This window comes from Brevibacillus ruminantium (assembly GCF_023746555.1).
Taxonomy (GTDB): Bacteria; Bacillota; Bacilli; order Brevibacillales; family Brevibacillaceae; genus Brevibacillus; species Brevibacillus ruminantium.
The window spans coordinates 2,984,245-2,998,793 of record NZ_CP098755.1 but is presented as its reverse complement, the minus strand read 5'-3'; the positions used below and the strand labels follow the sequence as shown (position 1 = coordinate 2,998,793).

Here is a 14,549-nt window from a genome sequence, read left to right as displayed (position 1 = left end):
CTTTGTCAGGGCAGAAAAAAGAGACTGATCGCAGCATGTCGATCAGTCTCTTCCTACGTATACGCAAGAATTACGCGGGCTTTATTCCTTTGCGCCTGCTGGTTGCAGGTCGGCGTTTTCTTCTTCTACATAGCGGTTACGCGGATGCTCGCGGCATTCATCGGAGCAGGAGCGTTTGTACTTCTTCTCACACTCCGTGCAGCAGAAATGCTGCTTGTTGCAGAAGGGGTTCGCGCAGTTCAGATAGCGATCCTCCGGCTTTCCGCAATAGTAGCATGTGCTCACGACAACATCTTCGTCCGTGTGGTTGATCTTGACGGAAATCCGTTCGTCAAACACGTAGCATTTGCCATCCCACAGGCGGCCCTGTACTTCAGGGTCTTTCCCGTACGTCACGATACCGCCGTGCAATTGATACACATCTTCAAAGCCTTCTTTCAATAGAATCCCGGACAGTTTTTCGCAGCGAATCCCGCCCGTACAGTAGGTGAGTACCTTTTTGTCCTTGAATTGACTCAGATTTTCCCGAATCCACTCGGGGAATTCGCGGGAAGACTCAACCCCTGGGCGAATCGCTCCCCGGAAGTGACCCAGATCGTATTCGTAGTCGTTCCGGCCGTCGATGACAATGACATCATGTTGTTGCAGCATATTGTAAAACTCTTTGGGGTTCAGGTATTTTCCGGTCAGCTCGGTCGGATGGAAATCATCCTCCAGGCGCCAAGTCACCAATTCTTTTTTCGCGCGGACGAACATTTTCTTAAACGCATGTTCGTCAGACTCATCTATTTTAAACCAGATATCCGCGAAGCGCGGGTCTTTTCGGACGAACTCCATGTAAGCGTCGGTCTGTTCCACGGTTCCGGAGACAGTTCCGTTCAATCCCTCGGGGGCGACGATAATGCGTCCTTTCAGCCCGAGTTCCTTGCAGAATTGGAGATGCTCAGCCGCATACTCCTCGTAGTTGTCGAGATGGACATACTTGTAGTAAAGCAGAATGCGATACGGTTTTTGTACTTGCAAGGTACAATTCACCCTTTCCAGCCTATTTGATTTTAGCGGTGCATCCGTGATTATAGCACAGGTAAAAAGATTTTGCTGAAAAAAAGGCTGGATGGAAATGATATTTTTTTGACAATCTTTATTCCGGGGCAGGACGACGGTATAATATAGCAAAATAAGGAACAGAAGGTTTGGATTTGGTATTTATAGTAGAGGGAGTAATGAAAAGGGGTAGAGGGAATGAGAGGAAACGACTCAAGAAGAAAAACCGAGCAAAGTGCGGCACGAAGACATGCTGAGCAAAGCGATGGTCAAAGACAACGCCGGTCAGGAAAGCCCATTCTGTGGGCATTGGCGATCATTCTCGTGATGGTGCTGGGCAATGTCACATTATCATGGGCCAAGTCAAAGCAGGAAGCATCGACGGACCCGCTCATCCAGATCGCCGCTCAGTATCTAACGGAGAAAGGGTATGTGATCGAAAAATCTGAGGGCTTAGTTCACTCCTATACGCTGACTGGGGAAGAGTTGGCGTCACACCAAAGCGTGACTTGGGCCTTGCAGCAGGTAAAGCCCGATATCTACCTGGGGAAAGAGATTCTTTTCTACAAATTTATCGTCAGCAATCATCCGCTCGATCTGGAATCTAAGACGGATGAATATGAGAAGACCGATATCGTTGTGATGCTAAACGGCGAAGAGGTCATAGGCGGCACGTCGATGCCTCATTCCGAAGAACTATTGTATGGCGGCCCATACAGTCTGGAGGGAAAAACACTGGAGGAAGTGACCGGTCTTGCTTTTCAAGCATGGAGAGAGCAGTGGGAGAGTCGGTACGGAAAAAAAGAAAATTGACAGGCTGAGGTTCGGGATATTAGTGGAGCAGAAGAAAAAGGTGGCTGATAACGGCCACCTTTCTTGCTGATTCCCTTTGTAAATCGATCATCCTGTTATTGGCTCCGGTTTTGCTCCGTTTATGCCAACGTATCCAAATGATGCAAGATGTCCGTATAAAGACGCGTGTGATAGTACATCCCCAGCTGCAGCCCGCGCTCGACAAGCAGCTTGTTTTTGCCCTCGTAGACGCGGGAGGCGACCTCATAAATTTCATTGGCATGCGTGACATCCAGCACTTCATGATCGGTAAAATGGGCGAGGTCTGGTTTGCCGCCGTATTCCGCTGTGGCATAAGCACCCACCAGTGGGGAGACACGGGCCACAATTTCTTCGATGACGCCCAGTGCGCCAAGGCCTTCCGGATAGGGATGATGCAGGCACAGGTCGATCAAAGCGCGGTTATAGGCGATAACTCCGATACAGGGGGAGCTTTGCTGAAGCTCATCTTTAGTGACACCGATCCCGTGCAGAAACAGTTTATAGGTTTCTAAATGAACATGCGCCACGTCCATTCTGCCATGCTCTTCAAACAGATTTTCAACCAGCGGCATGCGGAGTCGATAATCGGGGATATTGGTAACAATCGCTGACAGGAAGCGCGGAAAATGTTCGACGACGTGATAGGTTTGCAGCGCTGCTTCTTTGGCCTGTGCTGCTGTCAGCTGATTCTGGCGCAGCGCTTGAAAAAGCGGGTGATTTTCAACTTTTGTCTGAGTGAAAAGCTCGTGGACGAGCTGCTTGATTTGGCGATAGGATTCGGTCATGTTTTCCTCCTACATTAAAGTAAGTTCATGTGCCAAAAGCGTGAGGCCGCGCGGCACCGATCCGTAGACATACGTGGATGACCCCAGCTTGATCGCCAAGGGATGGCGATACGGTGCAGCCTCCTGCTGAGACAAGCCCGCAAAACCATAGGAGTACTGCTGATGGTAACGACGTGACAGGTAGGCGAAAAAGGCGGGACGTCGATCCTTTTGGTTCACACTGGCATAATGAGCGAGGTACACGTGATGAAATTCTTCGCCAGTCTCGGGTAAACGGGCAGCCTGGCGCAGTCGAAACGGTGCATGCAGCACTCGCAGCGGAAAGGGGAGCGAACGGGAGACGATCAGTTTGCGAACCGCGGTTTGGTCGACCACTTTCGTGACAGCTTCGATTTGGCCCCCTCGCCTAAACCCGAGAAACGGGCCACTCTGATCCAGATAACGATCCCGATCAGCGTAGGCAAAATCACGGTGCACAGCCCAATTTTGATAATACAGCCAAGCGTCTTCCGGTAAAATTTCCTCCACGCTCTTCCAATCTCCTGACAGAGGCATGAAAAGCGGCATGCCCAGATGAACCGTTTGCCCGGCGGAAACTGCCTCGGGAAACAATCTTTCTCCGCGCACGAGGGAGGATTGATGCTGGTTGCTGTCCCAGACGATGCCATACACCCATTCCTGCTTCTGTTTGAGCTGGTCAACCACCTCACTCACCAGCCGATAATAGGCCCGCGTGTGTGTGAATTGAGGATGAAGGCGAAAATCATGTAGGTAAATGGACGGAACTTTCTCACCATGGATAAAGCGAAACATTTGGGTCGTCCCCAGACAACCGATCAAACGCTTTTTACGCCATAATCCGTAATAGGTGGACTCCCCCCAGCTTTTTCCCAACGCGAAAAAATCTGGTGAACGATCTACCCGGAACAGGTCATTCCCCGTATCGGAGGTCGCTGCCAGCTCAAGCAGGGCGTCGTTGTCTTCTTCTCCCAACAGCTTTACCTCGTAATTCACGACAACACCCCGACCGTAATCTGGCGATACATCATGGAGCTCTCCAGCGCTGTCATCTCGGCAGAGAGCTGCTCGTCTACAGAAAAAGAGGCGGACCATTCTTTCGAGAGCGGTGGAGAAGCCAGCATGTTCCGGTACAAAAGAACGGCTGAGGCTGCTTTGGCATGGAGAAGGGCATGTCCGATCTCTTCCTGCTGCTGGTGTGTTGCCCAATCAAAAACATTGGAGAGGAAAAAAGCATCGATCTGGTCCAGACGTGGCAGCGCCTCCTGCAGAGTGGAGGGGATGATGTGCAATTTGTCCAGATTTCGTCTTGCTTCCTCATAACCGGCTTCACTTAGATAGTGAGGAGTTCCCTCGGGTTGATCCAGAAGATAGGATGAGAACAAAAACTGGGTAAAAAAGTAGTTTTGCGCAAGCAGGCGTGTATGCAATTCTCTCTGAAACATGGATTCGAAGAAGGTTCCAAAATCATTTTCACGTGCTTGTGCGAACATGAAAGCCGGGAAAAACTGCAGATGAGTGGTCTTGCTCAGCAGGATTTTTACTGCTGTTCGCCAAGCATCGCTTTGCAAGTAGTTCTGTGAAAAAGATACCTGCTGCGCAATGGAGGTGCATGACAAAAGTTCATTCCATAACTCGTCGGCGATCACATTCTTCCGAAGGTTGCTGCCGATAAATCGGTAAAAGCGCTCGGTGACACCGCATTGATTTACACCGGCAGCGAGAAGCTCCGGATGGGCATCCCAATAGGCTCGGGCATAGGTTGGAAGCAGTGGCGCGAGTCTTTGATACGTTACGAGTCGGTCAGCTCCCTCGCTTTCTCCGATAAAGGCGAGAAACTCATCACGGCTCAAGTGAGCCATCGCCGCTTTTTTACACTCGATCAGAGCAGCCTGAGCGGGATTCTGGTCGATCGCATAAACCAACTCCACATCATCCTGCAACAAGGACAGAGAGGTGCATCCTCCCGACCCAATGGTAACAATCCGGCGTGGGCGAAACTGTCTAAGCAATGTTCGTTCTACACGGCTGTCCTCTCGTATTTGGGAAAAATAGATTTCAGGCACCCGGAATTCCCTCCTTAAACTTTTGCAGCATATAACGGCGAAATCTGGACCAGTGCTTCAGCATAAACAGGCCTCGATAGAGGTCGTGACGTATTCGTCTCCTCTGCTCGATTGTGGGCGGACAGGAGAGCAACAGAATTTGACTTGCCCCGTTCTCCAGGTAGATTCCCCTGGAGCGAAGCCAACAGAGAACCGTCTGCGGACCGCTTCCTTGTTTGTACAGCGTATGACGGCTGTAGCTGGACAGGGTATGAGGCTGAAAATGTTCAATATGTCCCAAGTGACTCGCGAAAATGCTGGCCACCTGCTGGGTGCACGAGGGAATGCTTTTCTCCTGAAGTGCGGGATAAGAAGTCCGGCGAAATAGGGTTTTAAAGATCAACAACAATGAGGGGTTCTGCAGCTCCGCCATGAGATGAAAGGCCTGCTTGGGATACTGACTCAAAAGCATGTCAAAATACTGCAGAAACATCGGCAGATAGGCTTTTCTCACCGAGAATAGCGGTCCCAAATATATGTAATCTTCATCATTTTGCGAAAAAGAATGAATGAGTTGAAATGCAGCAAGGCCTGTCTCGTCAAAAGCCATCAACATTTCCGGATAAGCTTTGAATTTTTCGCCAAGATACGCACAGAGATCCTGTAATTCAGCATGGGGCAAAGATTGTCTGGCCACCTGTTCGCAGGCCTGAACCTCTTCCTTTGTCAGTAGGGAGACGGCTCGAATCGTCGTATGGTGCATAGCGATGAGGTCCTTTCCAGCAAGTTGGAAAACTACCTTGTTATTGTATTATCTCCCATATCCAAACACAAGTTTGAAAGAAATAAGTCTCTTGACCCGTTTTCTTTTTCCTGGACTTGTGGTAATTACACGCAGTTGGATTCGGAATCAATATATAGTAGTGTGATTGTCGAAAAATTTAATCTCTTGCTAGATGTAGTGGTGTCTAGTACACTGAAATAAAGTTTTCGACTTAAAATCTACCAAATATAGATCCCGTCATTATACCCAGACTGCTAGAGATGATATGCGGGGAGACGAAGGAGTTGCAGTATGAACGCTGTTAGTACGATTCAAATTTGGAAACGAAACGGGGAGCCGGAAGAGCTGCGCATTGACAAGCTGAAAAAAGTCATCGGCTATGCGTGCAAGGATTATCCGGCATGCGATCCCCTGGAGCTGGAGATGGATGCCTGCATCCAGTTTCGCGATGGCATGACCACCAAGGAAATTCAGCGTATCGTCATGCAGACCGCTGTGGAAAAAACCAGTGTGGAAACGCCGGAATGGCAGTTTGTTGCGGCAAGGCTGCTGGCATACGATTTGTACAAGGATGCCGCTATCAACCGTGGTTATCGCGGACACTTTGGCTATGGCGATTTTACCGCGCTCGTACATACATTGACGGAAAAAGGGCTGTACGGTACTTATCTGACAGAGGTTTATAGCGATGCCGACTTGGCCGAATTACAAGCCTATATCAAACCGGAGCGCGATGAGCTGTTCAATTACGCAGGACTGCGCTTGCTTGCAGACCGCTACATGATCAAAAACTTTGACAAAGGTGTCATGGAGCTTCCGCAGGAGCGTTTTATGGTCATTGCCATGCATTTGGCCATGAAAGAACAGGACAAGCTGAAGCACGCCAAGGATTTTTATGACGTGCTCTCCAAGCTTGAGTTGACCGTTGCCACTCCGACACTGGCAAACGCGGGCACACCACATCATCAGCTTTCCTCTTGCTTCATCGACACCGTGGACGACTCTTTGACGGGCATTATGAATACCGCAGCGGCGACTTCAATGGTCTCCAAGTTCGGCGGCGGTGTAGGGATTTACCTGGGCAAAGTGCGCAGTCGCGGCTCATCTATCCGCGGCCATAAGGGTGCCTCTGGAGGAATTGTTCCCTGGACAAGGCTGTATAACCAGATCGCCATCAGCGTCGATCAGCTTGGTACGCGGGCAGGGGCTTTTGCCATCTATCTGGATGTATGGCATGCCGATATCCTTGATTTTCTCCTGTTGAAAACTAACAACGGCGATGATCGGATGAAGGCTCATGATATTTTCCCGGGCGTTTGCATTCCCGACCTGTTTATGCAGCGTGTAAAGGAACGCGGCAACTGGTATTTGTTTGATCCGCATGAAGTGCGTGAGGTCATGGGCTTCTCACTGGAAGATTCCTACGGTGAAGAGTTTGAACGCCGCTATGAGCTTTGTGTACAGGAAGAAAAACTGTCAATCAAGACAGAAATCCCTGCCATCGAGATTATGAAGCGGATCATGGCCAGTGCTTTTGAGACCGGTACTCCCTTTCTCTTTTTCCGCGATACGGTGAATCGGGCCAATCCCAACAAGCACGAAGGAATGATTTACTCGTCCAACCTGTGCACGGAAATCATGCAAAACATGAGCCCGACTGTCTTCATCAGTGAGGAGCTGGAGGATGGAGAGGTCGTATACCGCTACCGTCCCGGTGATTTTGTGGTGTGCAACCTGTCCTCGCTTAACCTGGGAAGGGTCCGCTCGTATGAGGATATCGCCCGTATCGTCCCGATCCAGATGCGGATGCTGGACAATGTGATCGATCTGAATTATTATCCGGTAAAGCAGGCTGAAGCGACGAATCAAAAATATCGTGCAGTTGGCTTGGGGACAAGCGGATACCACCAATACCTCGCGCAAAATGGGATCAAATGGGAGAGCGAGGAGCACGTAGAAGAGGCGGATAAGCTGTACGAGGAGATTTCCTACCACGCGATCAAGGCATCGATGGAGCTGGCACGCGAAAAAGGAACGTACCGCATGTTTCCCGGCAGTGAGTGGGAGACTGGCGAGTATTTTGACAGACGTCATTACACCAGCGACCGCTGGGCTGCGCTGAAAGAGGAAGTTGCGCGTCATGGGATGCGCAATGCCTGGACATTCGCCGTGGCACCAACGGGGACAACAAGTCTGATCGCCGGTTCTACGGCCTCCACGGACCCTGTCTACGCCAAGTATTTTGTGGAGGAAAAACGCAGCGGCAATATCCCGCAAACAGCTCCCAATCTGAATGAAAAGACGTTCTTTTTCTACAAGGAAGCGCATCGCATCGATCAAAACTGGTCGATCCGGGCAGCGGGTGCCAGACAGCGGCATATTGACCAGGCGCAATCCTTCAACCTGTACATCACCCCACATATCTCGGCTCCGGATTTTCTCAATCTGTACATCCAGGCCTGGGAAAACGGGTTAAAGACGATCTATTACGTGCGAAACCAGTCTGTAGAGGTAGAAGACTGCGTAAGCTGCTCAGCTTAAAGATTCAACAAAATGCTTCCCCGGTCTGTCAGGCCGGGGACGTTACTTGCTCAAGGAGTGTGATCGGCAGTGCAATTGGAAAAAAAGCGTTTATTCAATGAAGACGGACAGCGCGGGACACAGCGGATGATCGGCGGAAATACAACCAATCTGCGGGAGTGGAACCGGATCAAGTATCCGTGGGCGGCCAAACTCTATCGGACGATGCTCAACAATTTCTGGATTCCCGAGGAAGTGCCGCTTGCTAATGATGCCAAGCAGTTTGACTCGCTTTCACCGGCTGAGCGGAGAGCCTTTGATAAAACGATCTCGTTTCTCAACTTTCTCGACTCACTGCAGTCTGTCAATCTGCCCAATATCTCGGATTATGTAACTGCGCCGGAGGTTTGCTCCCTTTTGAATATCCAAACCTTTCAGGAGGAGATTCACGCCCAGTCTTACAGCTATGTGCTGGATTCCGTCTGCTCGCCGCAAACGCGCGATAGTATCTACGACGAATGGCGCAACGATGAGCATTTGATGGAGCGGAACAAATTTATTGCCGACCTCTATCAACAGTTCGTCGACAATCCGAACGATATCAATTTTCTCAAAACGGTCATTGCCAACTACTTGTTGGAATCTCTCTATTTTTACTCGGGATTCTCTTTCTTTTACACGCTGGCTCGCCAAGGAAAGATGACCGGAACCGCTACCATGATCAAATATATTCAAAGGGACGAGCTGACCCATGTGGTCTTGTTCCAAAACATGTTCCGCGAGCTGCGGGCGGAAAACCCGGAGATCTTTACGCCCGAGCTGCTGGAAGAGCTGAGAGGCATGTTCCATACGGCTGCTACTCATGAAATTCGCTGGGGACAATATGTCACGAACAACGAAATTCTCGGCATTAACAACGATATCCTGGAGCGCTATATCAAATATCTGGCGAACCAGCGCCTGAAGGCACTTGATCTGGAAATCCTGTATCCCGACCATACGGAGCATCCGATGAAGTGGGTAGACAGCTTTGCCAATCTGAATCAGACCAAGACAGACTTTTTTGAGCAAAAAGTGACCAACTACACCAAATCGAGCGGGTTGAATCTGGGCGATTTGTAAGAACAAGCACATGCCCAGCTTGATGAAGAAGGAGAGACAAACCATGACAATAACCATCAACAAGCGGCTGGAGGCTCCCGTAAAAATCAAACGGCTTCATGCAGACGCCGTCATTCCCAAATACGCGCGCGCTTTTGATGCCGGCTTCGACCTGGTTGCAGTAGAGGATGTGATTATCCGCCCCGGAGAGACGGCGAAAATTCCGACCGGACTCGCCTTTGCCCTGCCGGAAGGATATGAGCTGCAGGTGCGCCCTCGCTCAGGCATCAGTGCCAAATCAAAGCTGCGGATCAGCAACGCTCCCGGAACCGTGGACGCCGGCTACCGCGGAGAAATTTGCATTCTGATGGACAATATCCGCCAGGTGGCAGGTGAGGATGGACAGCGCTGTCTGGATGTTAACGACAAGGAAGTAGAGGCAGGGTGTGAAGTAGACCGTCATGCTTACCTGGTGCGAAAAGGGGACCGGATCGCACAGGGGGTTCTGGCTGTCGTCCCCATTGCTGTTTTTGAGGAAGTGGACGAGCTGGATGAAACCGAAAGAGGCACAGGTGGATTTGGCAGCAGCGGTGTGCAATAAGGTTTCGACAAAGGAAAATAGCGTAAACCACAGAAAAAACGCGGATTCATGCTCCGCGTTTTTTACTTTTCGCTTTTACTTAACGCTATGTATAAAGAATTTATAGCTGCGACGCCAGGTACTGGTTTACTTTTTCCATATCCGCTTCCGTTAGGGAGGTTCCATTCGCAAGGACAAAGACACAAGGTCCGTAAACCCAGTCCCGATATCCGTCTGTTGTGATCGGAAAATTATTGGCTTCGATTCCCCTGAGCTCTTCGTTGACCAGCAAAGAAATACCATCGAGGCGGTCATCTGTTAAAAGCTCATAATCTCCCCCGACCAGCTCCTTCACATCATCAATATTGTTGACCTGTAAAGCAAAAGCCTCTTCATGAGGACGCTTGACCATCACGGTAATCACAAACGATCACTCCTTCTTTCTGTCATCCTCATCATAAACCAAATAACACCGAGAAGCGATAGCGCACGAAAAGTTAAATTTTTTCCGCGAATCAATGAACAGCACCCAGATAAAAGACATACGGTAAATGGGCGGGTTTTTCCAGAAAATGATCTGAGTGATGGGAGGGAAATCGTCTGGCGTAAGTGACAAAACAGACGGTATACATGACTTGAAAAATCCGATTAAAATACTTTGAATTGGAGAGGGAATATCCAGATGAATCGACGTCATCCGTTTCGTTGGCCAGTGTTTTTCCATCTGCTGTCTGTCATCCTGTCCCTTAGCTTGATTGGATGCTCGGCAAGCTCAGGGAATCCCCAATCAGGCGAACCCAAGGCTACAGTGGAACTGCTCAATGTCTCCTACGATCCTACCCGGGAATTGTACCACGAGATCAACCAGCGATTTGCAGCGTACTGGAAGCAACAAACGGGGCAAATCGTCACGATTAAACAATCGCATGGGGGATCGGGAAAACAGTCCCGTTCCGTGATTGACGGATTGGAAGCCGATGTGGTTACACTTGCGCTGGCTTACGATATCGATGCAATCGCTGAACGAGGATATCTGCCCAAAGAGTGGCAGAGTCGATTGCCTGACAACAGCGCACCGTATACATCCACCATCGTTTTCCTGGTCAGAAAAGGCAACCCCAAACACATTCAGGATTGGGATGACCTTATCCGGGAAGACGTAGCCGTCATTACCCCCAATCCGAAAACATCAGGAGGGGCCAGGTGGAATTACCTGGCGGCCTGGGGTTACGCCTTGAAAGCCAACAACGGCGATGAAACCAAAGCACAGGATTACGTGAATCGCTTGTTTAAAAACGTTCCCGTTCTGGATTCGGGAGCGCGCGGCGCGACCACCACATTTGTGGAAAGAGGGATCGGCGATGTATTGATTGCGTGGGAAAACGAGGCATATCTGGCGATCAATGAACTGGGCAAGGAGAAGTTTGATCTGGTCAATCCCTCGATAAGCATTCTCGCGGAGCCGCCAGTAACGATTGTAGACAAAAACGTCGACAAGCATCAGACAAGAGAAATCGCAACGGAGTACCTGAAGTTCCTCTACACGAAGGAAGCTCAAGAGATTGCTGCCGCTCATTACTACCGCCCGCGGTCTGAAGAAGTCAGAGCTGCTCTTGCGTCGCCCTTCCCCAAAATTGAACTCTTTACAATTCAAGAGGTCTTTGGCGGCTGGGACAAGGCACAACAAGTGCATTTTTCTGATGGGGGTATATTTGATCAGATCTATCAGCCCGCAAAGAAGTAAAACAGACGCAAGATTGAAAATCTTTGGGGGTGCCAACCATGCGAAAACGAATCAGTTCGAGAGGGATCTTGCCAGGCTTTGGACTCACCATGGGGTACGCCCTGATCTACCTCAGTCTGCTTGTCTTAATTCCGTTGTCGATCCTCTTTCTGAAGACATCCAATATGAGCTGGGAGCAGCTTTGGATGACAGTCACGGACCAGCGTGTATTGGTTTCCTTTCGAGTCAGCTTTTTAACTGCCTTCTGTGCAGCATGTGTAAATGCCGTTTTTGGTGTTTTAGTTGCTTGGGTTTTGGAGCGGTATCAGTTCCCCGGAAAACGGATCATTGACGGCATTGTCGACCTGCCTTTTGCTTTGCCTACAGCCGTTGCCGGTATCGCGCTTGCTTCTATCTATTCGGAGAACGGCTGGATTGGCCAGATATTCGCTAGCTGGGGCATCAAAATCGCGTACACCCCGATCGGCATATTCATCGCGTTGACCTTTATCGGCCTGCCCTTTGTCGTGCGAACGGTACAGCCTGTGCTGCAAGATTGGGATCGGCAGATTGAAGAGGCTGCTCGAACACTTGGCGCAACCCGCCTGCAGACGTTTTTGCGCGTCATTGTCCCGTATTTGCTGCCTGCCATCATGACAGGTTTTGCGCTGGCCTTTGCACGGGCACTTGGGGAATATGGTTCGGTGGTCTTTATTTCCGGCAATATGCCGCTGCAAACCGAAATTGTACCATTGTTGATCATGACGAAGCTCGAGCAGTTTGATTATTTGGGGGCTACTGCGATCGCTTCGGTCATGCTAATCGCATCCTTTCTCATGCTGCTTCTGATCAATTTCCTGCAGTGGAAGACGAATAAATTTGATGCTGCGCGCTAGGGAGGGGAGAAAGGGTGACAGACAAAAGCGAACCAGCTTACATTCGCTGGCTATTGATTGGTATCTCGCTGCTGTTTATGGGTCTGTTCCTGATCGTACCGTTGATTTCTGTTTTTTCCGCCGCCTTCAGCGAGGGAGTCGACTTGTTTGCCCGTGCCGTGACGGAGGAAGAAACACTGTCGGCGATCAGACTGACCTTGCTGACGGCAGTCATCAGCGTGCCGGCCAATGTCATCTTTGGCGTGGCAGCAGCCTGGGCCATCGCGAAGTTCTCATTCCGGGGAAAAAATGTGCTGTTGACACTGATCGACCTTCCATTTGCCGTCTCACCCGTTATTTCCGGACTGATCTTTGTTCTTCTCTTTGGCAGTCAGGGAATACTTGGACCGTGGCTGGAAGCTCATGACATCAAGATCATTTTTGCGGTACCGGGGATTATTCTGGCAACCACCTTTGTAACGTTTCCCTTTGTGGCAAGAGAATTGATTCCGGTTATGGAAGCGCAAGGAAAAGATGAGGAAGAAGCGGCTGTTTCTCTTGGTGCGAGTGGCTGGCAAACATTTTTGAAAATAACACTTCCCAATATCAAGTGGGGTCTGTTGTACGGAGTTATTCTGTGCAATGCCAGAGCAATGGGGGAATTTGGAGCAGTATCCGTTGTCTCGGGTCACATTCGCGGAATGACAAACACACTGCCGTTGCATGTGGAAATTTTATATAATGAATATCAATTCGTTGCTGCGTTTGCAGTCGCTACCTTGCTGGGGATGCTGGCGCTGGTAACGTTGATCTTAAAAAGTGTGATTGAGTGGAAATCCGAACATCAGGAGCGAGAGGACATAGCGGTGTCAGAAGTCATCGGGGAGGCTCGCGCATGAGTATCGAAATCAAAGGAATCAGCAAGTCATACGGAACCTTTCAAGCTTTGCGGGATGTGGAGCTGGAGATTCCTACCGGGGAACTGGTCGCTTTGCTTGGACCATCCGGCTCGGGAAAAACAACCCTGTTGCGGCTGATCGCAGGGCTGGAGGGAGCCGATCAGGGGCAAGTCTTTTTCAACGGGGAAGACAATACGGATCGTGATGTTCGAGAGCGGGGCGTGGGCTTTGTCTTTCAGCACTATGCTTTGTTCCGGCATATGAATATTTTTGAAAACATCGCCTTTGGCTTGAAAGTCCGTCCGCGCAAGGTGAGGCTTGGCAAAGCGGAAATCAGAGAAAAGGTATCCGCTCTTCTCAGGCTGGTACAGCTGGATGGGCTGGCCCATCGCTACCCTTCCCAATTGTCCGGGGGGCAGCGGCAACGCGTTGCGCTTGCACGGGCATTAGCTGTGGAACCCAAATTTCTCTTGCTGGATGAACCCTTTGGGGCACTGGATGCAAAGGTTCGTCAAGAGCTTCGTCGCTGGCTGCGCCGGTTGCATGAGAAGCTGGGTTTGACGATTGTCTTCGTCACCCACGATCAGGAGGAAGCATTGGAGCTGGCGGATCGGGTCGTCGTCATGAACGAAGGAAGAGTCGAACAAGTTGGCTCACCCCAGGAGGTATACAGCAATCCGGCCAATCCGTTTGTCTACAGTTTTTTGGGCCGGGTCAACTTTTTCAGGGGACGAGTGGACAATGGCAAGGTAAAGCTGGGGGAAGCAGAGTTTGACGTGGACTGGGCGGCGGAAACGAACAACCAGCCGGCGGTTGGTTATGTCCGGCCTCATGATGTAGAGGTAAGCCGCTCGCCGAAAAACCCGCGGTCGGTCTTATCTGAGCTTTGCTACATCTACGATTTGGGATCAGTCATCCGCTTGGAGCTGAGGCGTAAGGATACAGGCGAAATACTGGAAGCGGAGGTGAGCCGCCACCGTTTTGCCGAGCTGGCGCCGCGTCCCGCAGATACGTTGTACGTGACCCTGCAGCATGTTGCTTTTTATATTAATGGCCAATTGATCCGGGGGTAGGTTCTGCAAGTAAATATTGGTCATCGTTTGCTGAGAAGGAGCCGGTCGCACGAGATGCAGACCGGCTTTTTGCTTGACATTTACTCTCCACGCTGTTTGGAACGGGTTTGCTCTTTGCTCAGCGTATTGGAGGCTTTGGTTTGCGAAGGATTTTCCTTGTTGCCCATTTCATTTTTTACACCGTTTTTCTTGGACATGTCGATTGCTCCTTTTCCGTATGCTCGTTGGGACCACCCATAGCTTTCCCGTACACAATTCTTTCTATCAG

Annotated in this window: 14 protein-coding genes; 8 read left to right on the top strand and 6 right to left on the bottom strand. The window is 50.3% G+C overall.

Annotated features, from left to right (window positions below; all coding sequences use genetic code 11):
• Positions 1-81 precede the first annotated feature (81 nt).
• The gene (gene trhO, locus NDK47_RS14770; protein WP_251870523.1) at positions 82-1,023 is read right to left on the bottom strand and encodes an oxygen-dependent tRNA uridine(34) hydroxylase TrhO; all 942 of its coding nucleotides are present in this window, start codon (positions 1,021-1,023) and stop codon (positions 82-84) included.
• 219 nt (positions 1,024-1,242) lie between these two features.
• On the opposite strand from trhO, the gene NDK47_RS14765 reads away from it, so the two are divergent.
• Positions 1,243-1,857 (top strand): hypothetical protein, encoded by a 615-nt coding sequence (locus NDK47_RS14765; RefSeq protein WP_251870522.1) that lies wholly within the window; start codon positions 1,243-1,245, stop codon positions 1,855-1,857.
• Positions 1,858-1,976: 119 nt separating this feature from the next.
• On the opposite strand, the gene NDK47_RS14760 is transcribed toward NDK47_RS14765, so the two are convergent.
• From NDK47_RS14760 to NDK47_RS14745, 4 genes are read right to left on the bottom strand one after another with little or no spacing between them, the layout of a single operon-like run.
• Complete coding sequence (locus NDK47_RS14760; protein WP_251870521.1) at positions 1,977-2,663, bottom strand: iron-containing redox enzyme family protein; 687 nt, start codon at positions 2,661-2,663, stop codon at positions 1,977-1,979.
• A gap of 9 nt (positions 2,664-2,672) precedes the next feature.
• Complete coding sequence (locus NDK47_RS14755) at positions 2,673-3,677, bottom strand: hypothetical protein (protein WP_251870520.1); 1,005 nt, start codon at positions 3,675-3,677, stop codon at positions 2,673-2,675.
• A complete protein-coding gene (locus NDK47_RS14750) occupies positions 3,674-4,747 on the bottom strand; it encodes a DUF3419 family protein (RefSeq protein WP_251870519.1) in 1,074 nt (357 codons plus the stop codon). Before NDK47_RS14750 ends, NDK47_RS14755 begins: the two co-directional genes overlap by 4 nt.
• Entirely contained in the window at positions 4,740-5,489 is a 750-nt protein-coding gene (locus tag NDK47_RS14745) for a hypothetical protein (RefSeq protein ID WP_251870518.1), read from the bottom strand. The genes NDK47_RS14750 and NDK47_RS14745 overlap by 8 nt, the downstream gene beginning before the upstream one ends.
• A 312-nt stretch (positions 5,490-5,801) precedes the next feature.
• Between NDK47_RS14745 and NDK47_RS14740 the strand changes: the two genes are divergently transcribed.
• The 3 genes from NDK47_RS14740 (at position 5,802) to dut (ending at position 9,732) form a co-directional block, all read left to right on the top strand.
• Positions 5,802-8,051, top strand: coding sequence for a ribonucleoside-diphosphate reductase subunit alpha (locus tag NDK47_RS14740; RefSeq protein WP_251870517.1), 2,250 nt, complete (start codon positions 5,802-5,804; stop codon positions 8,049-8,051).
• Between the two features lie 69 nt (positions 8,052-8,120).
• Positions 8,121-9,152, top strand: coding sequence for a ribonucleotide-diphosphate reductase subunit beta (locus NDK47_RS14735; RefSeq protein ID WP_251870516.1), 1,032 nt, complete (start codon positions 8,121-8,123; stop codon positions 9,150-9,152).
• A gap of 43 nt (positions 9,153-9,195) precedes the next feature.
• Positions 9,196-9,732: a dUTP diphosphatase gene (gene dut / locus NDK47_RS14730; RefSeq protein WP_251870515.1), complete on the top strand. Its 537-nt coding sequence runs from the start codon at positions 9,196-9,198 to the stop codon at positions 9,730-9,732.
• A 100-nt stretch (positions 9,733-9,832) separates the two neighbouring features.
• Here the strand turns inward: dut and NDK47_RS14725 are convergent, their stop codons facing one another.
• Positions 9,833-10,135: a DUF3846 domain-containing protein gene (locus NDK47_RS14725; protein WP_251870514.1), complete on the bottom strand. Its 303-nt coding sequence runs from the start codon at positions 10,133-10,135 to the stop codon at positions 9,833-9,835.
• A 258-nt stretch (positions 10,136-10,393) separates the two neighbouring features.
• On the opposite strand from NDK47_RS14725, the gene NDK47_RS14720 reads away from it, so the two are divergent.
• From NDK47_RS14720 to NDK47_RS14705, 4 genes are all read left to right on the top strand, one after another.
• Positions 10,394-11,455, top strand: coding sequence for a sulfate ABC transporter substrate-binding protein (locus tag NDK47_RS14720; protein WP_251870513.1), 1,062 nt, complete (start codon positions 10,394-10,396; stop codon positions 11,453-11,455).
• A 38-nt stretch (positions 11,456-11,493) separates the two neighbouring features.
• Positions 11,494-12,330: a sulfate ABC transporter permease subunit CysT gene (gene cysT, locus NDK47_RS14715; RefSeq protein ID WP_251870512.1), complete on the top strand. Its 837-nt coding sequence runs from the start codon at positions 11,494-11,496 to the stop codon at positions 12,328-12,330.
• A gap of 77 nt (positions 12,331-12,407) precedes the next feature.
• Positions 12,408-13,208, top strand: coding sequence for a sulfate ABC transporter permease subunit CysW (gene cysW / locus NDK47_RS14710; RefSeq protein ID WP_407653444.1), 801 nt, complete (start codon positions 12,408-12,410; stop codon positions 13,206-13,208).
• Positions 13,205-14,281: a sulfate/molybdate ABC transporter ATP-binding protein gene (locus NDK47_RS14705; protein ID WP_251870510.1), complete on the top strand. Its 1,077-nt coding sequence runs from the start codon at positions 13,205-13,207 to the stop codon at positions 14,279-14,281. The genes cysW and NDK47_RS14705 overlap by 4 nt, the downstream gene beginning before the upstream one ends.
• Positions 14,282-14,549: the final 268 nt, after the last annotated feature.